Raw genomic sequence first — 26,685 nt, 5'->3', positions numbered from 1 at the left:
CTCGACGTTCGACGAGAAACGAAGAACGGGGCAGTCATGCGCATGACGAGCAGCACCATCCGGACACGCTGGTCGCCCAAGCGGGACACGGCGACCCCCCAGCACCGCAGAGCCGCCAAGGCAGCGGCCGCCGTCGCGGCGGGAGCCCTCGCGCTCTCGCTGTCCGCCTGCGGAAGCAGCGACGAAGGCAGCGGTGGGAGCACGGGCGACACCGACGACACCACCAACAACGTCACCCTTCCGAAGCTGGACGGGGTGAGCCTCGAGGTCGCCGCCGTGTGGAGCGGCACCGAACAGGCCAACTTCAAGAAGGTTCTGTCAGAGTTCGAGAAGCGCACGGGCGCCAAGGTCACGTTCGTGCCCGCGCAGGACCCGATCATCAACTTCATCGGCTCGAAGGTGGCCGGCGGACAGCCGCCGGACGTCGCGATGCTGCCCCAGCCCGGCGCCATCAAGCAGGCCGTCGACAAGGGCTGGGCCAAGCCGCTGGGCTCCGAAGCCGTCAAGGAGCTCGGGGAGAACTACTCACAGGGCTGGCAGGACATCGGCAAGGTGAGCGGCAAGCCGTACGGCGTCTACTACAAGGCCGCCAACAAGTCCCTGATCTGGTACAACAACCAGGTCTTCGAGAACGCCGGGGCGAGTGAGCCCGAGACCTGGCCGGATCTGCTCAACACCGCGCAGACGGTCTTCGACTCCGGCGTCACCCCGTTCTCCGTCGGCGGCGCCGAGGGCTGGACGCTGACCGACTGGTTCGAGAACGTGTACCTCTCGCAGGCCGGGCCGGAGAAGTACGACCAGCTGGCCAAGCACGAGATCAAGTGGACGGATCCGTCCGTGAAGGACGCGCTGACCACGCTCGCGCAGGTCTGGGGCAAGCCGGACTGGATCGCGGGCGGGGCGAACGGGGCGCTGCAGACCGACTTCCCGGCGTCCGTCACCCAGGTGTTCACCGGTGGGGACCAGCCCAAGGCCGCCATGGTGGCCGCGGGCGACTTCGCGCAGGTCAACATCCCTTCCAGCATGAAGGTCGGCACGGACGCGAAGGTGTTCCCGTTCCCGGCGGTCGGTGACAACGGACCGGTGGTCTCGGGCGGCGACGCGGCCGTGATCCTTCAGGACTCGAAGGGGTCGCAGGCCCTGGCCACCTGGCTCGCCTCCCCGGACGCGGCGTCGATCCAGGCCAAGCTGGGCGGCTACCTCTCGCCGAACAAGAACGTGCCGAACTCCGACTATCCGAACGCGGTACAGCAGAAGATCGCCAAGGCGCTCATCGACGCGGGCGACGACTTCCGCTTCGACATGTCCGACCAGGCCCCGCAGGCCTTCGGCGGAACGCCCGGCAAGGGCGAGTGGAAGATCCTCCAGGACTTCCTGAAGAACCCGAAGGACATCGCGGGGACGCAGGCGAAGCTGGAGGCCGAAGCATCCGCGGCGTACGGGAACTGATGTCATGACGTCGGTTCCGGCGGCAGGGGGCACCAAGCCCCCTGCCGCTCCCAAGTCGCGCAAGAGTGTGACCGGAACCCGCAGGACCGTCGCGGCGCTGTTCCTGCTGCCCGCGCTCGTCCTGCTCGGCGCGCTCGTGGTGTACCCGATCGGGTACTCGGTCGTGCGCAGTTTCTACGACCAGTCCGGTGACGGCTTCGCCGGAATAGACAACTACAAGGCCCTCTTCACCGACGAGGGCATCCGCACCGCGCTGAAGAACAACATCATCTGGGTGATCTTCGCGCCGACGGTCGCGACGGCGCTCGGCCTGATCTTCGCGGTGCTGACCGAACGGGTGCGCTGGGGCACGGCGTTCAAGCTGGTCGTCTTCATGCCGATGGCGATCTCGATGCTGGCGGCGGGCATCATCTTCCGCCTGGTGTACGACCAGGACCCGGACAAGGGTGTCGCGAACGCGGTGTGGGTGGGCGTGCACGACACGTTCTCCCAGGCGTCGGCGTTCCCGAAGGCCCACCCGGGCCGGGAATCGCCGCTGAAACCGGCCGGCGGGGGCGCGTTCATCACCACCTCGCCCGTCCGCACGGGCGAGGTGGTCTCGCTGCCGCTGGTGGGTGTGGCGCCCGACCTGATGCCCGACGGGGCGAAGGCCGCGGCGGCGCCCGAGCCCGAGCCGGACAAGGTCACGGGCACGACCTGGCAGGACTTCACCCGTGGCAAGGGCGTCGGCAAGCTCAACAGCGTCGACCCGGCCGAACTCGGCTATGCCGGGATGAAGGTCGAGGCCGTGAAGGACGGGAAGGTGGTGGCGTCGGCGACGGCCGCCGACGACGGCACCTTCACGCTGCCCGCCGCGGCCGACGGGGCCCAACTCCGGCTCCCGGCGAGCAACTTCAAGGATCCGTACAACGGCCTGGACTGGCTCGGCCCGTCCCTGGTCACCCCGGCCATCATCGGCTCGTACATCTGGATGTGGGCCGGCTTCGCGATGGTGCTGATCGCGGCCGGGCTGGCGAGCGTCCCCCGGGAGCTGCTGGAGGCGGCCCGGGTCGACGGCGCGAGCGAGTGGCAGGTGTTCAGACGCGTCACGGTGCCGCTGCTGGCGCCGGTCCTCGCGGTCGTCGCCGTCACCCTGATGATCAACGTGCTGAAGATCTTCGACCTGGTCTTCATCATCGCTCCGGGCTCCTCCCAGGACGACGCGAACGTCCTCGCCCTGGAGCTGTACCGCAAGGGCTTCTCCGAGGACCAGCCGGGAATCGCCAGCGCCATCTCGGTGTTCCTGCTGCTGCTCGTGATCCCGGTGATGTGGTTCAACGTACGCAGGCTCAGGCGGGAGGTGCGGCGATGAAGGCCAGGCAGTCGCTGGGTTCGCGGCTCGCCGAGGGGGTCAGCGGCGGGCTGCTGCGGGTGTTCCTCATCGTCGTCGGACTGTTCTGGCTGGTGCCGACGATCGGGCTACTGCTGTCCAGTCTCCGTGCGCCGGAGGACATCGCGGCGAGCGGCTGGTGGAAGGTGTTCACCGAGCCCTCCCAGATCACCTTCGACAGCTACCGGAAGCTGCTGGAGAACGAGGACATCACCAGCAGCCTGGTGAACACGGTGTGGATCACCGTGCCTGCGACCCTGCTGGTGGTGATCATCGGCTCGCTGGCCGGCTACGCCTTCGCCTGGATGGAGTTCCCGGGCCGGGACTGGTGGTTCCTGGGCGTGGTCGGCCTGTTGGTCGTGCCCGTGCAGGTGGCGCTGATCCCGATCGCCGAACTCTTCGGCAAGATCGGCGTCTTCGGCTCGGTGCTCGGCGTGGTGCTCTTCCACGTCGGTTTCGGTCTGCCGTTCGCGGTGTTCCTGCTGCGGAACTTCTTCGCGGAGATCCCGCGCGAGCTCCTGGAGGCGGCGCGGCTGGACGGGGCGGGTGAACTGCGCCTGTTCTTCCGCGTCGTGATGCCGCTCGGCGCCCCGGCGATCGCGGCTCTCGGCATCTTCCAGTTCCTGTGGGTGTGGAACGACCTGCTCGTCGCGCTGATCTTCTCGGACTCCGGGAGCCAGCCGATCACGGTCGCACTCCAGACCCAGGTACGGCAGTTCGGCAACAACATCGATGTGCTGGCACCCGGCGCTTTCATCTCGATGGTGGTCCCGCTGGCCGTCTTCTTCGCGTTCCAGCGGCAGTTCGTGTCCGGCGTCATGGCCGGAGCCGTCAAGTAGCGCTCACAGCAAGGCGGTTGGAGGGGCGGACCGGGGACGGTCCGCCCCTTCCGCGTTCCCCCGGATGCCGTAGCAACCGTAACCAAGTCGGCCCATCGGCCGTTCCCGGGCCGAACGCCCGCGCCGACCGATGGATGGCCTCTTGCCCAGGTTCAGTGTCATTGTCCCCGCGTACCAGGTTCAGGCGTACCTGCACGAGTGCCTCGAATCGGTGCTCTCCCAGTCCTGTCCCGATCTGGAGCTGATCGTCGTCGACGACTGCTCGCCGGACGCGTGCGGCGCGATCATCGACGAGTTCGCCGCCCGCGACACGCGCGTACGCGCCGTCCACCTGCCGGAGAACGTCGGCCTGGGCCGTGCGAGAAACGCCGGCGTGGCGCACGCGAGCGGCGACTACCTGCTGTTCCTCGACAGCGACGACACCCTCACGCCCGACGCGCTGCGTTCGATCGCCGACCGGCTGAAGGAGACCGGCGAGCCGGACGTGCTGGTGTTCGACTACGCGCGCACCTACTGGACGGGGGAGGCGATCCGTAACCAGGCCGCCCTGCAGCTGACGGAGCAGGGCCCGGCGCCGTTCCGGCTGGAGGACCGGCCGGGGCTGCTGCGGCTGCTGATGGTCGCCTGGAACAAGGCCTACCGGCGGGAGTTCGTCGAGCGGGAGGGGTTCGTCTTCCCGCCCGGCGTCTACGAGGACACGCCGTGGACGTACCCGGTGCTGATGACCGCCGACTCGATCGCGACCCTCGACCGGGTCTGTGTGCACTACCGGCAGCGGCGGCAGGGCAGCATCCTGCGCACCACCAGCGAGCGGCACTTCGACGTCTTCGAGCAGTACGAGCGGGTCTTCGCGTATCTCGACGAGCGTCCCGAACTGGCGCGGTGGCGGCCGGTGCTGTTCCGCCGCATGGTGCACCACCTGGCGATCGTGTACTCCCGGCGGGACCGGCTGCCCAAGGGCTCGCGCGCGGACTTCCTGCGCCGGGCCCGTGCCCACTACCGCCGCTACCGCACCCCCGGCGTGCCCGTCCCCCTGCGCTGCCGGATCCACCATGTCCTGATCCGCTTCGGCCTGCACCGCACCTACCGCACCCTCCAGGGAGCCTCGGCGCTGCAGCGCGCCGCCGCCCGGACCACCGGGAAGCTGCTGCGGGGCCTGCGGTCGGCCGCCCTCAGGACCCACTACCGCGTCCAGCGCTGCCTGCCGCTGCGCGCCGACCGCGCCGTATTCGCCGCCTACGACGGCCGCGGCCACGGCTGCAACCCGGGCGCGCTGGAGGCCGCGTTCCGCGACCTCGCGCCGCACATCCGCACGGCGTGGATCGCCCGCCGCGAATACCACCACACGATCCCGCCCGGCCCGCGCCGCCTCGTCCCCGGGACGGCCGCCTACTGGACAGCGCTCGCCCGCTCCCGCTACCTGGTCAGCAACACCGGCTTCGACGACCGTCTGGCCAAGCGCCGGGGCCAGGTCCTGATCCAGACCGGGCACGGCACCCCGCTCGGCCACCTCGGCCTCGACCTCCAGGAGCGCCCCGCCGCGGCCCGCGGCCGGGACTTCGCGCGGCTGCTGAAGGACGTCGACCGGTGGGACTACGTGCTGTCCGCCAACCGCCACACCACGCTGACCCACGAGCGCGTCCACCCCGGCCGCTACACCACGCTGGAGTACGGCTACCCCCGCAACGACGTGTTCCGGACGGCGACCCCCGCGGACGTGGCCCGGCTGCGCGCCTCGCTCGGCATCCCGCGGGGCGCGGTGGCGATCCTGTACGCGCCGACCCACCGCGACTACCGCCGCTCCCAGCGCCATGCCCTCGACCTCCAGCGGATCGTGCGCCGCCTCGGCCCGCGCTTCATCGTCCTGGCCCGCGCCCACCACGCCTACGACACCCCGCTGACCAGCACCTGCGGCCGGGTCGTCGACGTCACGGACCACCCGAGCGTGGAGTCGCTGTGCCTGGCGTCGGACGCCCTGGTCACGGACTACTCGTCGCTGATGTTCGACTACGCCAATCTGGACCGGCCGATCGTGATCCACGCCGACGACTGGGAGGCGTACGACGCGGCCCGCGGCACCTACTTCGACGTGCGCGACGTTCCGCCGGGCGCGATCGCTCGCGGGGAGGACGAGCTGATCGACATCTTCGCCACCGGCCACTGGCGCGGCTCCCGCTCGGCCCAGCTGCGGGCGGCGTTCCGCGAGCGGTTCTGCACCTACGACGACGGCCGGGCCGCCGAGCGGGTCGTGCGCCGGGTCGTCCTCGGGGAGTCGGAGCTGCCGCCGGTCGTGCCGCTCGCCGAGCGCCATCCGGTGCCGTCGGCGGCGGCCTCGCTGACGCGCGAGCCGCTCACCACGGTGCCGCTGCCGGCCGGCCCGCACGCCGTCACCGACAGCCTCTGACCACGGTTCTCATCCCCGGGGAGTCCGCCATGCCCTCCAGCCCGTCGCGGCCGACACCGTCCCGGCCGTCCCCCTGTCGCCCGTCCGGCCGGCCGGGACGGCCGCGCGTCGCTTGAGGACTCCCGGCTCCGGCAGACCCGCCTCCCGACAGACCGCCTCCTGACAGAAAGAGCAGCATGCCCCGCTTCAGCATCGTCGTTCCGTCCCATGGGGTCGCGGGCCGGCTCTCCCTGGCGCTGGACTCGGTCCTCGCCCAGTCGTTCGGCGACTTCGAGCTGATCCCGGTGTGCGACGCACCCGACGCGCCCGCGGCGGACGTCGTCGCCGGGTACGCCGAGCGGGACTCCCGGGTGACGCCGGTGCACTCGCCGCCGTCGGCCGGTCTGGCCGGGGCGCGCAACACCGGGCTGAAGGCGGCGGTCGGCGGCCATGTGCTGTTCCTCGACGGCGACGACGTCCTGGTCCCGGGGGCGCTGGCGGCCCTGGACGCCCGGATCAGCGCGGTGGGCGACATCGACGTCCTGTACTTCGAGCACGAGCGCACCCCCTGGTGGGAGGGCGAGCCGGCCAACCCGGCGGCGCCCCTGCTCGCCCGGACACCGGACGGGGCCTTCTCCCCCGGCCGGGCCCCACAGCTGACAGGCGTGACGCTCCCGGCGTGGAGCGCGCTCTACCGCCGGGCCTTCCTCACCGAGCAGGGCCTCTCCTTCCCCGGGGCCCACTTCACCGACGTCGGCTTCGGCGGTCTCGTCGCCCTGCGGGCGGAGCGGGTGGCGGCCCTGCGCGCGGTCGTCGTCCGGCACCTGCTGCGCCGGCAGGGCAACCGGCTGGGCCTGCCCGGCGAGCACCACGCCGAACTGCTGGACCAGACCGAGCTGGTGCTGACCCGGGCGGCGGAGCAGGATCTGCCCGCGGACCGGCTGAAGCCGCTGTTCGAGCAGCTCTTCGCCGCCGTGCTGAGGACGGCCGCCAACCCACGGCGGCTGACGTCCGCACGCCGCGCCTTCTTCCGGCGGGCGAGCGCGCTCTACCGGCGGCACCGCCCCGCCGGTTACCGGGCGCCCGGCGGCAGCGTCGGCGTCCAGCACCGGCTGCTGGCGTCGGGGTCGTACGCGGCGTTCCGCTCCCTGCGCGCCGCCCACCGCACGGCGTCGCGGGCCGCCGCGCTGCTCCCCCGCCCGCGGGGACTGCGCACCCGGCTCCGCTACGCGGCGGCTCTGCGCCTCCCGCTCGACCGCGACCTCGTCGTGTACTGCGCCTACTGGGGCCGCGGCTACGCCTGCAATCCCGCCGCGATCCACGCCAAGGCCCGTGAACTCGCGCCGCACCTGCGCGCGGTGTTCCTGGTGGAGCCGGACGCGGTGGGCAGTGTGCCGCCGGACGTCGAGTACGCGGTGATCGGCAGCCGGAAGTACTGGGAGGTGCTGGCCCGCGCGAAGTATCTGGTCAACAACGCCAACTTCGCGGACGCCGTGGTCAAGCGCCCCGGCAGCGTGCACCTCCAGACCCAGCACGGCACCCCGCTGAAGACGATGGGCGCCGACCAGGCGACCTATCCCGTGGTGGCCGCGGCGACCGGCAGCTTCGCCAGGCTGCTGGCCCGGGTGGACCGCTGGGACTACAACCTGACCTCCAACCGGCACTCCACCGAGATGTGGGAGCGGGCCTTCCCCAGCGCGCACGAGACACTCGAGTACGGCTATCCGCGCAACGACGTCTACTGCACGGCGTCCGCCGAGGACGTCGCCCGCGTCCGCAAGGAACTGGGCGTCCCCGACGGCAAGAAGGCGCTGCTCTACGCACCCACGCACCGCGACTACACCACCGGCTTCGAGACGGGCCTGGACCTGGCGGAGTTCTGCGAGGCGATCGGCGACGACTACGTGGTGCTGCTGCGCGCCCACTATTTCTACGACCAGGGGTCGAGCAGGGGCGGCGGCCGGATCATCGACGTCACCGGGCACCGCTCGTCGGAGGACGTCTGCCTGGCCGCCGACGCGCTGATCACGGACTACTCGTCGATCATGTTCGACTACGCCAACCTGGACCGCCCGATCGTCGTGTACGCCGACGACTGGGACGTCTACCGGGAGACCCGCGGCGTCTACTTCGACCTGATGGAGCTCCCGCCGGGCCGGGTCGCCCGGACGCCCGGGGAGCTGGCGGCCGTCTTCCGTGACGGCTCCTGGGCGGACGAGACCACCACGTCCCTGCGGGCCGCGTTCCGGGAGCGCTTCTGCCAGTTCGACGACGGGCGGGCCGCCGAGCGCGTCGTGCGCCGGGTGCTGCTCGGAGAGCCGCCCGAGTCGATCCCGCCCGTCGTCCCCCTCGCGGAGCGCGTCCCGGCCCCCGCCGCCCCCCTCGTAAGGAGCTGACCGAAGAAGTGCCCCGCTTCAGCATCATCGTCCCCGTCTACAAGGTGCAGGGCTTCCTGCGCGAGTGTCTCGACTCGGTGCTCGGCCAGTCCCACGGCGACTTCGAGGTGATCGCCGTGGACGACCGCTCGCCCGACGGCAGCGGCGCCATCCTCGACGAGTACGCCGCCCGCGACGACCGGGTGCGGGTGCTGCACCTGCCGGAGAACGTGGGCCTCGGCCGGGCCCGCAACGCCGGACTCGCCCTGGCGGCCGGCGACTACGTCCTGTTCCTGGACAGCGACGACGCCTACACGCCGGGCCTGCTGGCCGCCGTCGCCGCCCGCCTGGCGGCGACCGACGACCCGGACATCCTGGTCTTCGACCATGTGCGCACCCACTGGTGGGGCCGGGGCGGACGCAGCGAGGCGGCGGACCTGCTGGCCTCGGCCGGCCTGGAGACGTTCGGCATCCGGGAGAGCCCGCAGTATCTGAACCTGTTCCTGGTCGCCTGGAACAAGGCCTACCGGCGGTCGTTCTTCCAGGAGCACGGCCTGCGGTACGCGGCGGGGCTGTACGAGGACGCGCCGGTCACCTACCGGTCGATGGTGCTGGCCGGCCGCATCGCCTGCCTGGACCGGATCGGTGTGGAGTACCGGCAGCGCCGGCAGGGCGCGATCACCAAGACGCCCGGGCGCCGGCACTTCGACATCTTCCCGCAGTACGAGGGGCTGTTCGCGTTCCTGGAGCAGCGCCCGGACCTCGACTGGGCGCGGCCGCTGCTGCTGGAGCGGGCGCTGGACCACATGCTGTTCGTGCTGGCCCGCGAGGACCGGGTGCGGCCCGCCGACCGGGCCGACTTCTACCGCGAGATCCGCTCCTTCCACCGCCGTCACCTCCCCGAGGGCGGCTTCCCGCAGCCGGACGGCTGGCGGGGCGTCGAGATGCGGCTGCTCGCCTCGGCGCCCTACGCGTCGTACGCGGCGGCGCGCGGGCTGCGGGACCTGCGCGCGGCCGCCCTGGGCGGGAAGCGGCGGGCGGCGAAGCGGGCTTCGGAGACCGCCCTGCGCGGCTGGTACGCGGCCCAGTCGAAGCGCCCCCTCGATCCGCACCTCGCCGTCTACTCGGCGACCCATCACCGGGGGGTGGCCGGCGATCCGGCCGCGATCCACGAGACGGCGCGCGAGATCGCCCCGCACATCCGGGGCGTGTGGGTGGTCCGGGAGGACGCGGTGGACGCGCTGCCGCCCGGCATCGACCATGTGACGCCCGGCTCGCGGCGCTACCACGAGGTCATGGCGCGGGCCACGTACTGGGTGAACAACGTCAACTGGCCCGGCACCCTGGCCAAGCGGCCGGGCAGCGTCCACATCCACACCCACCAGGGCACCCCGCTCAAGTACATGGGCGCCGACCTGCTGACCAAGCCGGGCGCCCGGCACGGCTTCGACGTGCCGCAGATGCTGCGCCGCGCCGACCGCTGGGACTACAGCCTGGTCGCGGGGCGGCACGCGGAGCGGGTCTGGGAGCGGGCGTACCCGTGCCACTTCACCTCGCTGCGGACCGGCAGCCCACGCAACGACGTGCTGGTCGGCGCCGGTCCGGAGCGGGGCCGGGAGGTGCGCGAGCGGCTCGGCATCCCCGCCGGCCACACGGTCGTGCTGTACGCGCCGACCCGGCGCGACTACCGGCGGGGCGGCCATGTCGACCGGTTCGACCTGGCCCGGTTCGCCGCGGACCTCGGCCCCGGGCACACGCTGGTCGTCCGGCTGCACCCGTCACTGGCGGCGGGGGTCGCGCGGGGGCTCGGCCTGTCCGATCTGCACCGGCGGGGCGTGCTGGTGGACGCGACCGACGAGCCGCACGTCGAGGACGTGATGCTCGCCTCCGACGTGCTGGTCACCGACTACTCCGCCCTGATGTTCGACTACGCCCTGCTGGACCGGCCGATCGTCGTCCACGCCGACGACTGGGGGGCGTTCGCGGCGAGCCGGGGCGCCTACTTCGACGTCACGGCCGACGCGCCGGGCCATGTGTCGCGCTCGTACCGGGAGCTGGCCTGGCTGTTCGCGTCCGGCACCTGGCAGGACGCCGAGGCGGCGCGGCTGCGGGCCGGCTTCCGGGAGCGGTACTGCGAGTTCGAGGACGGCCGGGCCGCCGAACGGGTCGTCCGGTTGCTGATGCTGGGCGAGCGGGGCGGGGCGCTGCTGCCCTCGGCTCGCCGGACCGAGGGTGTCCGCACCCGTTCCGAGGCGCTGATCGAGAGATGAGAACTCCCGCAACCCCCGAGGCCGCACCTTCCCTTCCGGGTCAGCGGGCCTCCTCGGCCCGGCCACCGGCGGTCGCCGCGTCGCGGTGGCCGGTGCACCGGTGGCATACCGCCCTGGTCGCCGTGCCCACCGCCGCCCTGTTCGTGCTGGGCTACCGGCGCCGCTGGATCTGCGACGACGGGCTCATCTACCTGCGCCCGGTCCGGCAGATCCTGGCGGGCAACGGGCCCGTGTTCAACGTCGGGGAGCGGGCGGAGAGTTCGACCGGCACCCTGTGGCAGTGGCTGCTGGCACTGACCACCTGGGTCACCGGCGAGGATCCGGCGTTCCTCGCGGTCGGACTGGGCCTGCTGCTGAGCACCGCCGGGTTCGCGTTCGCCCTGCTCGCCACGTGCCGGCTGCACCGGGGCGCCGGGCTGCTGCTTCCGGCCGGTGTGTTCGTGCTGCTGGCGGTGCCGCCGTTCTGGTCGTACATGACGTCGGGTCTGGAGAGCGGTCTCGGCGCCTTCTGGACCGGCCTGTCGTGGTGGCTGCTGACGCGGACGCGGCGCGGTCAGGAGGCCCGCGAGACGTGCACGGCCGCCTTCGTGTTCGGCCTTGGCCCGCTGGTCCGGCCCGATCTGGCGGTGGTCACGGCGTGCTTCCTGGCGGCCCAGTGGTGGGTGCTGCGTCCCTCCCGGCGGGGCACGGCGGCGGTGCTCGCCTCGGCGGCAGCGGTGCCGCTGGCGTACGAGGTGTTCCGGGCCGGGTACTACGGGATCCTGGTGCCGCTGCCCGCCATCGCCAAGGAGGCGAGCGCCAGCGACTGGAGCCGGGGCGCCGGGTATGTGCAGGAGACGCTCGGGCCGTACTGGCTGTGGCCGGTCGTGCCGGTGCTCGCGGCGCTGGCCGTCCTGCTGGTGCGGCGCACCCGACGGGAGCAGCGGGACCGTGCCCCGGGGCGGGCCTCGCTCGCGGTGCTGCTGGCGCCGCTCGCGGCCGGTCTGCTGCTGGCCGGGTACGTCGTGCGCGTCGGCGGCGACTACATGCACGCCCGCATGATCCTGCCCGCGCTTCTGCTGCTGCTCCTGCCGGTGCTGGTGGTGCCCGCGACCAGGGTCACGGGCGTGGCGGGCGCGCTGCTGGTGGTGTGGCTGTGCGCGGCGGTCAGTCCGCTGCGGGCGCCGTTCGACGTGCGCAGCACGCCCGGCTCGTTCAACGTGCGCAGCTCCGACGTGGAGGGACTCGGCGACCACAACCCGGTGCGCACCGGCACCTGGGTGGTCAACTGGCCCGCCCTGCCGGAGGGGCGCGCCATGCTGGCCCGCGCCGAGCGCGCGCCCGGGCCGACGCTGCTCTACTTCGACGCCGCGCGGCGGTTGCACGCCACGCCGATGCGGGCGGACTCCCCGTACCGGGTGGTGATCGTGGGGCGTCACCTCGGAGTGACGGGGGCGGCGGCGCCGCTGGACGCCTACGTCAACGACGCCTGGGGGCTGGCCAGCCCGATCGGCGCGCATCTGGCGCTGGAGCGGTGGAGCTGGCCCGGGCACGAGAAGTTCCTGCGCAACTACTGGGTCTTCGCCGAGTGGGCGGCCGAGCACCCGCCGCAGCGCGACCTGCTGCGCGCCGGGGCCCCGCGGGAGGCGGTCGAGGCGGCCCGGGCCGCACTGGGCTGCGGTGAACTCGCCGAGCTGAGGGAGTCGGTGCGCGCCCCGCTCACCGCCGAGCGGTTCTGGCGGAACCTCACCGGGGCGGTCGAGCGGACGCGGTTCCGGTTCGCGCGCTGGCCGGCGGCGGCGCAGCAGGCGCTGTGCGACCGACCGGCAGGTGGCGGTAGCGGCCTCACCCGATGAAGTGATCCGGGGTCAGGGCATGCGTAGGGGCGGGAACATTCCGCGCATGCCCCAGACCCCTTCCATCCTTCTGTGAGCGCCCCGGTCCTGGTCCGGCGGGCCGTGCGCGGCGCGACGGCACTGCGCGGCGGCCGTGCCGGGAGGCTCACCCCGTACCAGTTCTACGGCGCCCTGTTCTGGCTGGTGATGACGCTGGCGTACTGGCGGGTCCCGCTGTGCTGCGACGCCGGACAGCACGCGGCGGTCGTCGAGCGCCTCAAGGCCGACCTGCTCCACCCGGCCCACACCATGGCGGACCTGCCGGGCGAGGGCAGCCCGTACTACGGGCCGTACGCCGTCGCCCAAGGCGTGCTGGCGCGGCTGACGGGGCTGTCCGGCTGGGCGGTCGTGAAGCTCGCCGGGCCGGTGCATCTGCTGGTGCTGCTGACGGGGATCGGCCGGTTCGTCAGGACGCTCACCGCGCGCCCCTGGGCGCCGGTGTGGGCCCTGCTGTTCATGACGCTGCTGTGGGGCACGGCGCGGATCCTGTGGAGCGGCTACCTCGGTCTGATGCCGATGACGACGAACCTGGGGTATCCGTCCGCGCTCGCGATCGGGCTCACCTTCTGGGCGTGGGCCTGGACGGGCACCCGCGCGCGGGACGACGCTCCCGCCGTGCGGTTCGTCGGGCCGAGCGGGCTCGGCGGCTGGTGGGGGTACGCCGGGATCGGCGCGCTGTACGGGCTGATCCTGCTCACCCACCCCGTCACGGCGGCCTCTGCGCTCACCGGTGCGGTGGCGATCGTGGCGTCCCGGCAGTGCGGCTGGCGCCGGCCGGTCGTGGCGCGCTGGGCGCTGACCGGGGCGGCCTGCGCGGCACTAGCCCTGACCTGGCCGTACTACGACGTCCTGAGGCTGGTGGGCGACACCGGCATGGACGCGATGCACCGGCAGCTGTGCGAGCGGATGCTCGCCAACTCCTGGCTGGCGCTGCTGGGGCTGCCCGCACTGTGGGCGCGGGCCCGCAGGTCGGCGCGTGATCCGCTGGTGTGGATGTTCCTGCTGGAGTGCCTGCTGGTGGCGTACGGCTGGGCGAGCGGGCACTACACGTACGCCAGGGCCCTGTGGGCCGTGCTGGTGCCGCTGCAGTTCGCCCTGGCGGTGGAACTGGCGGCGCCCCGACCCTGGCGGCGGGCCCGGCGGGTGCTGGGCGGAGTGGCGGCGGCCGGGGTGTGCGCCGGGTTCGTCACCGTGCACGCCGGGGCGGTCGTGCCGCGCTCGGTCGACCCGGTGGGGTTCGCCCAGCCGACGCGCTGGCCGTCGTACGACTGGGCCGCGCGGCACATCGGGCCCGGCGAGGTGGTCATCACCGACGGGTATCTCGCCAGTCACGCGATCGCCGGGTACGGGCCGAACCTCGCCGCGCCCATCTGGCCCGACCCCGCCCTGGACGAGCGGCGCCGGGAACGCCGGGCGGCCGACGTCCGCGCCTATCTCGCCCCCGGCTCGACCCGCGCCGAGCGGTCCGCCGTCGTCCGCCGCTACCACGTGCGCTGGCTGCTGCTGACGCGCTGGCACCCGGTGCCCGAGGAGGCCGTGGTGGTGGCGTGGAGCAGACGGACGGGGGAGGTGCTGGCGCGGGTCGGGGGTGGCGTCCGGGCGGTTACTCGATGACGAGGTCGACCTCGATGTTGCCGCGGGTGGCGTTGGAGTACGGGCAGACCTGGTGGGCCTGCTCGACGAGCTTGCGGCCGGTCTCCTCGTCCACGCTGTCGGGCAGCTCCACGCGGAGGATGACGGCGAGCCCGAAGCCCTCGCCCTGCTTGCCTATGGAGACCTCGGCGGTCACGGCGGCGTCGCTGACGTCGACCTTGGCCTGGCGGCCGACGAGGCCGAGGGCACTGCCGAAGCAGGCGGCGTAGCCGGCGGCGAAGAGCTGCTCGGGGTTGGTGCCCTGGCCGTTGCCGCCCATCGCCTGGGGCACGCCCAGGGCGAGGTCCAGCACGCCGTCGGAGCTGACGGCGCGGCCGTCGCGGCCGTGGGTGGCGGTGGCGACAGCGGTGTAGAGCGCGTCCATGGAAAACCTTCCCTCTCACGTCAATGTTCGGCGGTCCGTTCCGGGCCGCCTGACACCCAGAAGTAGACCACACAATTCAGTTGTGCGCAATTGAATGACGGGCGCGAGCTATCCTGGACGCATGAACACGCCCGACGACGACTGGCTCCGCCTGGACCAGCAGATCTGCTTCTCCCTGCACGCGGCCTCCCGCGCCTTCAACGGCGTCTACCGCGGGATCCTCAAGGACCTCGGGCTCACCTACCCGCAGTACCTGGTGATGCTGGTGCTGTGGGAGCACGACGAGCTGCCCGTGAAGAAGCTCGGCGAGCACCTGCGTCTCGACTCGGGCACGCTGTCTCCGCTGCTCAAGCGGCTGGAGGCGGCCGGTCTGGTACGCCGCGAGCGCAGCGCCCGCGACGAGCGGTCGGTGGAGGTGCGGCTGACCGAGGAGGGCGTCGCGCTGCGCGGACGCGCGCTTGAGGTACCGCGCCGGATCGCGTCCTCGACGGGTTTCGGCCCCGAGGAGATCCGCACCCTGCGCGCCAGCCTCGACGAGCTGACCACCGCGCTGGACGCGGCGGCCGCTCTCGCCGCCCCACGGGGGGACTCGTCCACCGACGAACGGCCGTAACGGCACCGGCCGCTACGTCACCGGCCTGGACGGGGTCGGAGACGGGGGCGGAGGCGAGGGCGAAGGCGCCGGGGATACGCCGAGGACCGGAGTGCCCCCGGGGGGCTCGCCGGGTGGCGCGTCGGGAACCGGAGCGCGGATTCACGCCGGGTGGGGCGTCGCGAACCGGAGCGCCGATTCACGCCGGGTGGCGCGCCACGAACGGGGGGTCCTGGGCCGAGGGGGCCGGGGCCGGGGCGCCGAGAGCCGGGGCGCCGGCGGACACGCCGGGCGACCGGAGGCCGGACGGTTCACCGGGTGGCTCGTCACCCGTCGGGGTGTCTCCGGGGGGACGGCGGACGTAGAGGCGCAGGAGCACGTCGTCGCGGACGCGTTCCTCGTGGACGTACTCCTCACGGACGGTGAACTCCTGTGCCAGGACGGCGAGTTTGGTTCGCTCGACCGGGTCGGGCGGGCTCCGGCGCGGGTCTAGGGCGGACCGTTCGGCGACCACCCAGACGCGGTCCACCGAGGCGAGTCGCCGTCGCAGCTCCCCGGGCGTCGCCTCGAGCCCCCACAGCGTCCCGGAGCGGGGCGCGGACTCCCGCAGCGCGATGTCCCGCACCCGCTGGAACCCCTTCGGGTAGGCCAGCGCGGCGAGCCTGCCGACCGACGGCACGAACAGCACCGGGTCTCCGGGGCGCATCTGGCGCACCGCGAGCGCGGACACGACGGCGAGGTTGTCCGGGCGATGGGTGGCGGAACGGTCCTGACGGTGCACCGGGAGCTGGGTCAGGAAGGTGACGGTGAGGGCGAGCACGCCGGTGACGCCCAGCAGGGCCCGCACCGGCCGGGCGCCGACCCGCATCCGCCGCCCGTCGAACCGCACCCGACCCAGCTCCCGGGCGACCCGCCCGGCCCCGGCCGCGACCAGCAGGGACGCGCCCGCCAGCGCGTAGAGCACGTAGCGGTCGTGGTAGAGCGGCCGGACCTGCGACACGGTCATGAGGATCCCCGGCGGCACCAGCAGCAGCGGCAACGCGACCGCGGCCGTCCGCCGTTCCCGGAGTCCGACGGCCATCAGCAGCAGCGCCCCCCAGAACACCGGCCCCGCCGGGCCGGGAGAGAAGTTCCGGGCCAGCCTCCCGACCCGGTCCCACCCCGGCGGCACCAGCCACGCCACCTGCCCCGCCTGCCCCTGCGACACCCACACCAGCGGCAGCACGAGCAGTGCCACCGCCCCCGCCGCACGCCCCCAGCCGGACCACACCCTCCTCGGCACCCGCAGCAGGGCCAGCGTCACCGCGTGCGCGCCCAGCACCGGTACCGCCAGCTCGTGCAGCACACAGGTCAGACCGACGACCGTCCCGTACGGCCACCAGGCCCGCACGCCCCCCTCGCCCACGGCCCTCACCAGCATCAGGGTCGCCCCCGCCACACCCGCCGCGACGAGCGCGTACGACCGTCCCTCCTGGGCGTAGTGGCCGGCCATCGGCGTGATCGCGTAGAGGACACCGGCCCCCAGGCCGACCCGGGGCCCGGCCAGCCGGACTCCCAGGGCCGCGACCAGGCCGGCAGTCGCCGTCGCCGCGCACACCGACGGCAGGCGCAGCACGACCTCGCCCGGGTGGACGGTGAGGACCGCGTGCATGAACAGGTAGTACAGGCCGTGCACGGCGTCCACGTCGTGCAGCAGCCGCCAGATCTGCGGGACCGTGCGCTGCGCGACCTGGAAGGTGACACTCTCGTCGCCCCACATGCCGCCGCGGTCCAGCCCCCACAGCCCGATCGTGAGCATCACCGCCATGGGCACCGCCACGGGCGGCGCCCCCGCGCCGAACCGGCCGCTCCCCCTCGACTGTCCGCTCTTCACGGCCCGATTCTGCGCTGAATGAGAGCGTTCGCGGGCGTTTGATGGTGTGTTAGCACTTTCATGTCATTCGCCCGGCTTACGATCCGCCGTGATGAATGCCGAGAGTGAGATCGCCAGGGATACCGAGGGGCATACCGCGAGGCACACCGCGAAGCCGCGCGCCGAGGTCGCCGTCGTGGTGATCGGTTACGACGACGCCGCGCATGTCACGGACGCCGTGCGCTCGGCCCTCGCCCAGGGGCCGGCCGTACGCGAGGTGGTGGCCGTCGACGACTGCTCCAGGGACGGCAGCGCCGGCCTGCTGGAACGGCTGTCCACCGCGGAATCACGCCTGAAGGTGATCCGCCGCCGGGCCAACAGCGGCGGCTGCGGCACCCCGCGCAACACCGGGCTCGACGCGGTGACCTCGCCGTACGTGATGTTCCTGGACAGCGACGACGTCCTGCCGCCCGGCGCCGTCGACGCGCTGCTGGCAGCCGCCGAGGGGGCGCACGCGGAGGTCGCGGGCGGCCTGTGCGTACGCCGGGAGCTGCCGTCGGGGCGCGAAGTCCCCTGGCAGCCGCGCCTCTACGCGCTGCACGCCGTGGTGCCGCGCCCCGCGCAGCGAACGCGCCTGGTCCACGACACGCTCTGCGTCAACAAGCTCTACCGCACCGCCTTCCTGCGCGCGCACGGCATTCGCTTCCCCGAGGGCCGCTTCCCGTACGAGGACGTCGTCTTCACCGCGCGCGTCCTGGCCGCGGCGCCCCGCATCGCCCTGATCCCGGACCGGGTGTACGTCTGGCACGTGCGCCGGTCGGACGCGCGGCTGTCGATCTCCCTGGACCGGTCCGGCGTCGAGAACTGGCGGGCCCGGACAGAGGCGTGCCGGCAGGCGTACGAGGTGTTGCTGGGCGCCGGGCAGAAGGAACTCGCGCGGGCCGCGCGCGCCAAGTTCCTCGACCACGACCTGCGGATGTACGTGCGGGAACTGGGGTTGCGCGACGCCGCCTACCGGCGCGCGTGGTGGGAGCTCACGCGAGCGCACCTCGCGGAGTACGACGCCGACGACTGGGCGCGCAACCCGGCCGCTCCCGGCCGGCTGATCGGGCGGGTCGTCCTGGCCTCCCCGGAGCCGTGCGACCTGCCCCGGCTGCGGGAGCTGGCGGCCCGCCCGGCCCGCCTGTACCCGCCGTACACCCGCGCCGCGGACGGCACGCCCGTCTGGTCGGACGGCATCCCGCAGGTCTCCCTGGAGCCGCTCCAGGCCCGGCCGGTGCGGGCGCTGCCCCTCGCCGTCGACGCGGAGCTGCGGCCGGGCGTGCGGGGCACCCGGCTGCGGTTGCGCCTGCACGAGCTGTACGGGCGGGTGGCGCAGGCGGGGCCGGAGACGGTGGAGGTGGAGTGGCGGCACCGGGACGACGGTGACGTGGTGGTCCGCGGTGCGCGCCTGACACTCGCGCCGTGCGCGGCGTGCGCGGGGATGCAGGGAGCCGACGAAGCTGCGGGGGCAGGCGGGTCAGCCGGTGCGGGCGGGTCAGGCGGTGCAGGCGGGTCGGCCGATGCAGCCGGTGCAGGCGGTCCGGCCGGAGGAACCGGAGAAACCGGCACCTGGTCGGCGGAGACGGCCGTCGATCTCCTCGCGCTGGCCGCGCCCGGCGTCGGCACCTGGGATCTGCGCCTTCGCATCCGCTTCCGCGACGGCGCGAGCCGCGATGTCACGGCGCATGCCCTCACGGGCGCCGGTCTGCTGCGGCGCCGCGCCGTCCCGAGCGCCCGGCACGGCGTGGTACTCGTCCAGCCGTACACCACCCACTCCGGCGCGCTGGCGCTGCGGGTGGCGCCGGGCGTACACGGGGTGCTGTCGGTCGTACGCACACGACTGCGCCGCCTGCTTCACTGAGAGCACGCGAGTACGACCGACCACGACGGACCGGCGCACAGCACCACCACGGGCGAACTGACGAGGGGACGGCCGCACATGACCTGGTTGATCACCGGCGGCGCCGGCTACATCGGCGCGCACGTCGTACGGGCGATGACCGCGGCGGGCGAACAGGCGGTGGTGTACGACGACCTGTCCACCGGGATCGCCGAGCGCGTGCCCGACGGGGTGGAGCTGGTGGTGGGCTCGACCCTGGACGCTGAGCGGCTCGCCCGCACCCTCGCGGACCACGAGGTCACCGGCGTCGTCCACCTCGCGGCGAAGAAGCAGGTGGGCGAGTCCGTCGAACTGCCGTTGCACTACTACCGGGAGAACGTCGAGGGCCTGCGGATCCTGCTGGACGCCGTGACGGCGGCGAAGGTGGCGTCCTTCGTCTTCTCCTCCTCGGCGGCGGTGTACGGCATGCCGGACGTGGACCTGGTCACGGAGGAGACTCCGTGCCTGCCTCTGTCGCCGTACGGCGAGACCAAGCTGGCCGGTGAGTGGCTGGTTCGCGCCACGGGCCGGGCCACCGGACTGTCGACGGCGTCCCTGCGCTACTTCAACGTGGCGGGGGCGGCGGGCCCGGAACTCGCGGACGCCGGTGTCTTCAACCTCGTGCCCATGGTCTTCGAGAAGCTCACGCAGGACGCGCCGCCGCGTGTCTTCGGCGACGACTACCCGACCCCGGACGGCACCTGCGTGCGGGACTACATCCACGTGGTCGACCTGGCCGAGGCCCATGTCGCGGCGGCCCGGGCCCTGCGCTCCTCCCCCGGCCGCGACCTCACGCTCAACATCGGCCGGGGCGAGGGCGTCTCCGTCCGGGAGATGATCGACCGCATCAACGCGGTCACCGGCCACGACCGGCCGCCCGCGGTCACCCCCCGCCGCCCGGGCGACCCGGCCCGCGTCGTCGCCTCCGCCGACCGCGCGGCGGCGGAACTGGGCTGGAAGGCTCGGCTCGACGTGCAGGACATGATCACGTCCGCGTGGCAGGGGTGGCTGCGGCTGCACCCGGAGGCGGGACGGGGCTGACCCGCCTGTCGCCGGGCCGCTCGCCGGACCGTTCTCCCTGACGGCGGAGCCCCTCAGAGCGCCCGCAGCGCCTCCGCCGTGGCCCGGGCCAGGGAGCCCAGGTACCCCTTCGGCAGCTTCGGGTTGCGGATCACCACCGAGCGCCAGTACAGCGGGCCGGAGATCAGGTCGAGCGCGAGGTCGTGGTCGATGCCCCCGCGCAGCTCCCCACGGCGTTCCGCCGCCGTCACGATGCCGGTGGCGACGCCGTCCTGCCCCTCGCGCAGGGCCTTCTGCATGGCCTCGGCGATCTCGGGGTTGCGGGCCGCCTCGGCCTGGAGGTCGGGGATGATCTGCGAGGCGACGGGGTGGCGCAGGGCGCGGGACGTCACCTCGTAGAGGAGCCGCAGGTCGCCCTCCAGGGAGCCGGTGTCCGGCGCGGGCAGGCCCTGTACGGCGAGCGCCGAGACGATGTCGAGCACCAGGTGCAGCTTCGAGCGCCAGCGGCGGTACACCGCCGTCTTCCCCACCCCCGCCCGGCGCGCGATCCCCTCGATGGACATGCGCGCGTACCCGACGGCCGCGAGTTCCTCGAAGACGGCGGCCCGGATCGCTTCCGTCACGTCCTCCCGCAGTACGGCCGCCCCCGCGGGGGCCCGGCGGCGCGGGGGCTGCTGGGGCTCGTCGGGTTTCGTCGTCATTCCGACAGCATAGGGCGTCACGACGAGACGGTTGCGTTCCGACGTTCGCCCGACGTACGCTCCCGTTACGACGATACGGTCCCGTCCCGACGTAAGAACCCGTGAAGAGTCCGGTAAATGGCCAACTCCACCTCTTGCTCTTCGCGGCTCCCCGGTCCCACACCCCCCGAGCGAAAGCAGCGGATGTGAGTACGGTCCTCCACACACCGCCCCAGTCCCCGGCCCCGGCCCCGGCCGCCGACGACCTCACGGCCCTCGCCGCCCGCCACGGCCTCTCGGTCAGCGGCGCCCGGCCCTCCCTGCCCGAGTACGTCCGCCGGCTGTGGGCCCGCCGCCACTTCATCACCGCGTTCGCCACCGCCAAGCTCACCGCCCAGTACAGCCAGGCGAAGCTCGGCCAGGTCTGGCAGGTGATGACCCCGCTGCTGAACGCGGCGGTCTACTACTTCATCTTCGGCGTGCTGCTCGGCACCAAGCACGGCGTGCCGGACTACATCCCGTTCCTGGTGACGGGCGTGTTCATCTGGACGTTCACGCAGAGCTCGATCATGGCGGGCACCCGCGCCATCTCCGGCAACCTCGGCCTGGTGCGCGCCCTGCACTTCCCGCGCGCCGCGCTGCCGATCTCCTTCTGCCTCCAGCAGCTCCAGCAGCTGCTGTTCTCGATGGGCGCGCTCGTCGTCATCCTGCTCTGCTTCGGCGTGCCGGTCGGCGTGTCCTGGCTGCTGGCGCTGCCGGCCCTGTTCCTGCAGTTCACGTTCAACGCGGGCGTCTCCATGATCATGGCCCGGATGGGTGCCAAGACCCCCGACATCGCCCAGCTGATGCCGTTCGTGCTGCGCACCTGGATGTACGTCTCGGGTGTCATGTGGAGCATCGACAAGCTGGCGGAGAACGACAGCCTGCCCCACGCGGTGAAGATCGCGCTGGCGGCCAACCCGGCCGCCGTCTACATCGACCTGATGCGCTTCGCCCTGATCGACAGCTTCCACGCGAGCCAGCTCCCCGCCCACGTGTGGGCGCTCGCCGCCGGCTGGGCACTGGTCGCCGGCGTCGGCGGCTTCATCTACTTCTGGAAGGCTGAGGAGACGTACGGCCGTGGCTGAGCACCCGAACGAGAAGATTCCCACCGTCGTCGCCGACGGCGTCGACATCGTCTACCGCGTCAACGGCACCGGAGCCGGGCGCGGCTCCGCGACCGCCGCCCTCAACCGCATCGTGCGCCGCAAGCGGACCGAGAAGGCATCGGGCGTGCGCCGGGTGCACGCGGTGAAGAACGTGTCCTTCGTCGCCTACCGGGGCGAGGCGATCGGCCTGATCGGCACCAACGGCTCCGGCAAATCGACCCTGCTGAAGGCCGTCGCCGGGCTCCTGCCCGTGGAGAACGGCCGCATCCACACCGACGGCCAGCCCTCCCTGCTCGGCGTCAACGCCGCCCTGATGAACGACCTGACCGGCGAGCGCAACGTGCACCTCGGCGGACTGGCCATGGGCATGTCCCGGGAACAGATCAAGGACCGCTACCAGGAGATCGTCGACTTCTCGGGCATCAACGAGAAGGGCGACTTCATCACGCTGCCGATGCGCACGTACTCCTCCGGCATGGCCGCCCGGCTGCGGTTCTCCATCGCCGCCGCCAAGGACCACGACGTCCTGCTGATCGACGAGGCGCTGGCCACCGGCGACCGCTCCTTCCAGAAGCGCTCCGAGCAGCGCATCCGCGAGCTGCGCAAGCACGCGGGCACGGTGTTCCTGGTCAGCCACAACAACAAGTCGATCCGCGACACCTGCGACCGGGTGCTGTGGCTGGAGCGCGGCGAGCTGCGCATGGACGGGCCGACGGAGGACGTGCTCAAGGAGTACGAGGCGTTCACCGGTGACAAGACGCCGAAGCCGAAACCCAAGCCGAAGGCCGCCGTCCCCTCGTGAGGGCCGCCGTTCCCACGTGAAGGCCGCCACCCCCTCGTGAAGGCCGCCGCCCCCTCGTGAAGGCCGCCGTTCCCTCGTGAGGCCCACCCGGTCGGCCCTTTTGTCTTATTGATGGCAGCATGACCGCATACGGTGCAGCTGTGAGAGGGGGTCCCCGTGATGGCCGAGCTCAGTGTCGTCGTCCACGGGCCGAACGTTCAGGACCACCTGACGGAACTCCTCGACTCCCTCGCCGCCCACTCCCTGCCGGACGCCGAGGTGATCGTGGCGGCGGTCGGCGACTGGGCCCGGGAGACGGCCGAGCGGCACGCCCCGGACGGCGGCACGGTCGACGTAGTGCCGCTGCCGGACGGCACGGGCGACGCGGCGGCCCGGGCGGCGGGCGCGGCCCGGGCCTCCGGCCGCTGGCTGCACTTCGTCCACGCCAAGGACGGCCTGCCCGCCGGCACCCCGCGCACGGTCGCCGAACGGGTCGCCGAACTCCCCGACGAGGTCGATGTCCTCCTCCTTGACCACGTCCGCAGCACCTGGCACACCTCCGGCATGCCCTCCCCGGACGGCCCGATCCTCGCCCGGGCGGGCCGCGCCGACGTCGCCCTCGACGACTGCGCCCCGTTGCTGCGGCTGACCCCGCTGCTCGGCACCCGCGTGCTGCGCGCGGACTTCTGGCGGGCGCACGAGGCGCGGCTCAGCGCCGAGGACGAGCCGTACGCCGCCCTGGCCGCCCTGTTGCTCGCCGGCCGCGTCGCCTGCCTGCCGCACGTCGCCTACGAGAACCGCCGGCTGCGCCCCGCGAGCCTGCCCCCGGTCACGCCCGAGCAGCGCTACGGCCTCGTCGAGCGCTACGAGTCGCTCCTCGACCTCACCCGGGATCGGCGCGCCGCGCACACCGTGCTCTACGACCTCATGGTTCGCGACTGTCTGCGCACCTTCGCGCGCGGCGGCATGCCGGAGGAGGTCGCGCGGGAGTTCTTCCGCCGGGCGTCCCTGGCCGCCCTGCGCCGCCGCCCCGAGGGCTACCGCCGCCCGGCCGGGCTCGAAGGCGTCCGCCGCTCCCTGCTGGAGGAGGGCGCCTACGCGAAGTACCGCGCCTTCCAGGCCGTCAACCGCACCCGCCGCAGCGCCAAGTCGGCCCTGCGGACCCGGAAGCGCCAGGCCGGCGCGAAGCTCCGCGACCACCAGTACCGCAGGGCGCTCGGCCACCCCGTCAATCCGCATCTCGCGGTGTTCTCCGCGTACTGGAACCGCGGCGTCGCCTGCAACCCCGCCGCGATCGCAGCCAAGCTCGCCGAACTGGCCCCGCAGATCCACGCGGTGTGGGTCGTCACCGAGGAGAACGCGGCCCTCCTGCCGCCCGGCACCGACCACGTCGTCCCCGGCAGCCGCCGCTACTGGGACGTGCTGGCCACCGCCAAATACCTCGTCAACAACGTCAACTTCCCGAACGCGGTGGTCAAACGCCCGGACGCGATCCACGTCCAGACCCACCACGGCACGCCCCTGAAACGCATGGGCATCGACCAGATGGCGTTCCCCGCCGCCGCGCAGGGCCTGGACTTCCAGGCGCTGCTGGAGCGCATCGACCGGTGGGACTTCAGCATCTCGGCCAACAGCCACACCACCCGCATGTGGGAGCGGGCGTACCCGTCGCGCTACGTCTCCCTGGACCACGGCTATCCGCGCAACGACGTGTACTACACGGCCGGAGCCGGCGACATCCGCGCGGTCCGCGACCGCCTCGGCATCGCCCCGGGCCGCCGCGCCGTCCTCTACGCGCCCACCCACCGCGACTACGAGGCCGGCTGGACCCCGCGCCTGGACCTCGCCGCCCTCTCCGACCGCCTGGGCGAGGACACGGTCCTGCTCGTGCGCGGCCACTACTTCTACGGCGGCGCCGCCTCCCCGCTCACGAACCTGCGCCGCACCGGCCGGATCATCGACGTCTCCTCCTACGACCCGGTCGAGGAACTGTGCCTGGCGGCGGACGTCCTGGTCACGGACTACTCCTCGATCATGTTCGACTACGCCAACCTCGACCGGCCGATCGTGATCCACGCCGACGACTGGGAGACGTACCGCACGACCCGCGGCGTCTACTTCGACCTGATGGCGGAGGCCCCGGGCCCGGTCGCCCGCACCCAGCAGGAGCTGACGGAGATCCTCACCACCGAGGCCTGGCGCGACGAGGGCGCGGCGAAGACCCGGGCCGTCTTCCGGCGCCGGTTCTGCGAGTACGACGACGGACGCGCCGCCGAACGCGTCGTCCGCCGGGTCTTCCTCGGCCAGGACGGACGGGACCTGCCGCCCGTGCTGCCGATCGAGGAACGCACCCCGGCCCCGACCCCGCAGGAGGCGACCGCATGAGCACCCCCGACGTCACCGTGACGGTCATCGTCTACAACGACGCCGAACGGCTCACCCGCGCGGTCGAATCGGTCCGCCGCCAGACCCACGCCAACCTCGAGATCGTCATCAGCGACGACCACTCCACGGACGCGACCCCGGCCGTGGCACAGCGACTCGCGGCCCAGGACCCCCGCATCCGCCACCTGCGCCTGGAGCGGAACAGCGGCGGCTGCAGCGCCCCGCGCAACCGGGCTCTGCAGATCGCGCGTGCGCCGTTCCTGATGTTCCTCGACAGCGACGACGAACTCCCCGACAACGCCGTGGAACTGCTGCTCGCCGCGCACCGCGAACGCGAGATCGACTTCGCGATGGGGGCGGTGCAGCGGGTCCGCGTGGACAACGGCCGCCGCTCGACGTGGATGCCGCACCTGGTCGCCGAGCGCCGCACCCTCGACGGCATCGAGGCCGACCCGCGTCTGTTCTTCGAGCACCTGTCCACCAGCAAGATGTACGCCCGCGCCTTCCTCGACCGGCACGACCTGCGCTTCCCCGAGGGCATCCACTACGAGGACCAGTTGTTCTCGGCGCAGGCGTACTGCCTGGCCAAGACCTTCACGATCATCCCGGAGCCGGTCTACCGCTGGTACGTGGCGCCCTTCGCGGCCTCCGAGACGGCCTCGATATCCAACCAGCGGCACAAGCTCGCCAACGTCCGGGACCGGGTCCACGTCCAGCACCTCATCGACGCGTTCCTGGCCGGGAGCGGACACGAGGCGCTGCGCGAGGACAAGGACCACAAGTTCCTCAAGCACGACCTCCGGATGTACGCCGGTGACCTGCCCTACCGGGACGACGCCTGGCTGACGTCCTTCGCGGACATCGTCACCCCCTACCTCGACACCCTCACGCCGGGGGCGTTCGCGCGACTTCCGCGTGCCGAACGCGTCGTCGTCCAGCTGATCCGCGACCGCCGCCTGCCGGAGGCCCGCCTGGCCGCCCGGGGCCTCGGCCACGGCGTCGGCCCGAGGCGTGTGACCACCGACGCGCAAGGCCGCACCTACTGGGGGGACCGGGTCCCCGATTCGGACTGGTCACGCCGTGAACTGGACATCTCCGACCTGGAGTTGGAGACCCGCCCCTTCCCGAGCGCCCAGTTCCGCCACGAGATCACGGAGATCACCCGGGGCCCGGGCGCCTCGATCGACCTCGCGATCCGCACCTACGACCCCGCTTTGCGCCTCCCCGTGGGCCCGCAACGGGCGACGCTCCTCATCGCCCCGGGCGGCCGCCGCCTGCGCGTCCACTTCCGTCTCTCCCCCGTGCGCCCCGGCCTCTTCGAGGGCCACGCCCACCTGGACCTCGCGGCGGCCTCGCTCCCCCTCCACGGCTTCGCGGGAATCCGCCACCCGCTGCTCCGCCTCCAGCACCAGCGCCTCTCCCACACGGGCCTGCTGCTGGCCCCCCTGACCTTCCCGGCCCTGACGACCCGCGTCCCGTCCCACCACCTGACGGTGGAGCCGGAGGGCCATGCCCCGGGCCGCCTCCAGGTGCGCTGGGAACCGGTGGGAGTGACGGCGAAGCTGATCCGCCCGACGGCCCGCAAGCTGGCCCGCCCGAGGGTGAAAAGGGCAGCACGCCTGCTGGCGAGCGCCCTGAAGTAGACGACCTGCCCGCGGCGACGACGGCCGGTCCGGCGATGCCGAGGCCGCCGACGACGCAGAACGGCATGATCTGGCGCCGGGTCCGCG

At 72.8% G+C, this 26,685-nt stretch carries 18 protein-coding genes; 15 read left to right on the top strand and 3 right to left on the bottom strand.

The features are described from left to right. Positions 1-36 precede the first annotated feature (36 nt). The 8 genes from BJ965_RS23570 to BJ965_RS23535 all read left to right on the top strand — a co-directional run bounded on the left by BJ965_RS23570 (position 37) and on the right by BJ965_RS23535 (position 14,173). A complete protein-coding gene (locus BJ965_RS23570; RefSeq protein WP_184910513.1) occupies positions 37-1,449 on the top strand; it encodes an ABC transporter substrate-binding protein in 1,413 nt (470 codons plus the stop codon). Positions 1,450-1,453: 4 nt separating this feature from the next. Next, positions 1,454-2,800 carry a carbohydrate ABC transporter permease gene (locus tag BJ965_RS23565; RefSeq protein ID WP_184910511.1) on the top strand — a complete coding sequence of 449 codons (1,347 nt, stop codon included), beginning with the start codon at positions 1,454-1,456 and terminating at the stop codon, positions 2,798-2,800. Further along, positions 2,797-3,657, top strand: coding sequence for a carbohydrate ABC transporter permease (locus BJ965_RS23560; protein ID WP_184910509.1), 861 nt, complete (start codon positions 2,797-2,799; stop codon positions 3,655-3,657). Before BJ965_RS23565 ends, BJ965_RS23560 begins: the two co-directional genes overlap by 4 nt. A gap of 142 nt (positions 3,658-3,799) precedes the next feature. Then, the gene (locus BJ965_RS23555; RefSeq protein WP_184910507.1) at positions 3,800-6,061 is read left to right on the top strand and encodes a bifunctional glycosyltransferase/CDP-glycerol:glycerophosphate glycerophosphotransferase; all 2,262 of its coding nucleotides are present in this window, start codon (positions 3,800-3,802) and stop codon (positions 6,059-6,061) included. 176 nt (positions 6,062-6,237) lie between these two features. Continuing rightward, a complete protein-coding gene (locus BJ965_RS23550; protein ID WP_184910505.1) occupies positions 6,238-8,436 on the top strand; it encodes a bifunctional glycosyltransferase/CDP-glycerol:glycerophosphate glycerophosphotransferase in 2,199 nt (732 codons plus the stop codon). An 8-nt stretch (positions 8,437-8,444) separates the two neighbouring features. Continuing rightward, positions 8,445-10,685 carry a bifunctional glycosyltransferase/CDP-glycerol:glycerophosphate glycerophosphotransferase gene (locus BJ965_RS23545; RefSeq protein ID WP_184910503.1) on the top strand — a complete coding sequence of 747 codons (2,241 nt, stop codon included), beginning with the start codon at positions 8,445-8,447 and terminating at the stop codon, positions 10,683-10,685. 92 nt (positions 10,686-10,777) lie between these two features. Then, positions 10,778-12,520 (top strand): hypothetical protein, encoded by a 1,743-nt coding sequence (locus BJ965_RS23540; protein WP_313666991.1) that lies wholly within the window; start codon positions 10,778-10,780, stop codon positions 12,518-12,520. Positions 12,521-12,592: 72 nt separating this feature from the next. Next, positions 12,593-14,173 (top strand): hypothetical protein, encoded by a 1,581-nt coding sequence (locus BJ965_RS23535; RefSeq protein WP_184910499.1) that lies wholly within the window; start codon positions 12,593-12,595, stop codon positions 14,171-14,173. Here BJ965_RS23535 and BJ965_RS23530 read toward each other — a convergent pair. Further along, positions 14,163-14,576, bottom strand: a complete 414-nt coding sequence (locus BJ965_RS23530) for an organic hydroperoxide resistance protein (RefSeq protein ID WP_184910497.1) — start codon at positions 14,574-14,576, stop codon at positions 14,163-14,165. The genes BJ965_RS23535 and BJ965_RS23530 overlap by 11 nt on opposite strands. A gap of 94 nt (positions 14,577-14,670) precedes the next feature. Between BJ965_RS23530 and BJ965_RS23525 the strand changes: the two genes are divergently transcribed. Continuing rightward, entirely contained in the window at positions 14,671-15,189 is a 519-nt protein-coding gene (locus BJ965_RS23525; protein ID WP_184910495.1) for a MarR family winged helix-turn-helix transcriptional regulator, read from the top strand. A gap of 178 nt (positions 15,190-15,367) precedes the next feature. Here the strand turns inward: BJ965_RS23525 and BJ965_RS23520 are convergent, their stop codons facing one another. Continuing rightward, a complete protein-coding gene (locus tag BJ965_RS23520; RefSeq protein ID WP_184917478.1) occupies positions 15,368-16,975 on the bottom strand; it encodes a glycosyltransferase family 39 protein in 1,608 nt (535 codons plus the stop codon). Positions 16,976-17,132: 157 nt separating this feature from the next. On the opposite strand from BJ965_RS23520, the gene BJ965_RS23515 reads away from it, so the two are divergent. After that, positions 17,133-18,923: a glycosyltransferase family 2 protein gene (locus BJ965_RS23515; protein ID WP_184910492.1), complete on the top strand. Its 1,791-nt coding sequence runs from the start codon at positions 17,133-17,135 to the stop codon at positions 18,921-18,923. Between the two features lie 78 nt (positions 18,924-19,001). Continuing rightward, on the top strand, positions 19,002-19,982 hold the full coding sequence (galE, locus tag BJ965_RS23510; protein ID WP_184910490.1) for a UDP-glucose 4-epimerase GalE: 981 nt from the start codon (positions 19,002-19,004) through the stop codon (positions 19,980-19,982). Positions 19,983-20,035: 53 nt separating this feature from the next. Here the strand turns inward: galE and BJ965_RS23505 are convergent, their stop codons facing one another. Beyond that, a complete protein-coding gene (locus tag BJ965_RS23505; protein WP_184910488.1) occupies positions 20,036-20,662 on the bottom strand; it encodes a TetR/AcrR family transcriptional regulator in 627 nt (208 codons plus the stop codon). Positions 20,663-20,847: 185 nt separating this feature from the next. Between BJ965_RS23505 and BJ965_RS23500 the strand changes: the two genes are divergently transcribed. The 4 genes from BJ965_RS23500 to BJ965_RS23485 all read left to right on the top strand — a co-directional run bounded on the left by BJ965_RS23500 (position 20,848) and on the right by BJ965_RS23485 (position 26,598). Further along, entirely contained in the window at positions 20,848-21,768 is a 921-nt protein-coding gene (locus BJ965_RS23500; protein WP_184910486.1) for an ABC transporter permease, read from the top strand. Next, positions 21,761-22,591, top strand: a complete 831-nt coding sequence (locus BJ965_RS23495; protein WP_184910484.1) for an ABC transporter ATP-binding protein — start codon at positions 21,761-21,763, stop codon at positions 22,589-22,591. The genes BJ965_RS23500 and BJ965_RS23495 overlap by 8 nt, the downstream gene beginning before the upstream one ends. Before the next feature lie 159 nt (positions 22,592-22,750). Then, positions 22,751-24,955 carry a CDP-glycerol glycerophosphotransferase family protein gene (locus BJ965_RS23490; protein ID WP_184910482.1) on the top strand — a complete coding sequence of 735 codons (2,205 nt, stop codon included), beginning with the start codon at positions 22,751-22,753 and terminating at the stop codon, positions 24,953-24,955. Next, positions 24,952-26,598, top strand: coding sequence for a glycosyltransferase family 2 protein (locus tag BJ965_RS23485; protein ID WP_184910480.1), 1,647 nt, complete (start codon positions 24,952-24,954; stop codon positions 26,596-26,598). Before BJ965_RS23490 ends, BJ965_RS23485 begins: the two co-directional genes overlap by 4 nt. Positions 26,599-26,685 lie beyond the last annotated feature (87 nt).

It is taken from the genome of Streptomyces luteogriseus (assembly GCF_014205055.1).
Taxonomy (GTDB): Bacteria; Actinomycetota; Actinomycetes; order Streptomycetales; family Streptomycetaceae; genus Streptomyces; species Streptomyces luteogriseus.
Note: the sequence above shows the minus strand (reverse complement) of the source record. Positions and strands in the feature narration are given on the sequence as shown.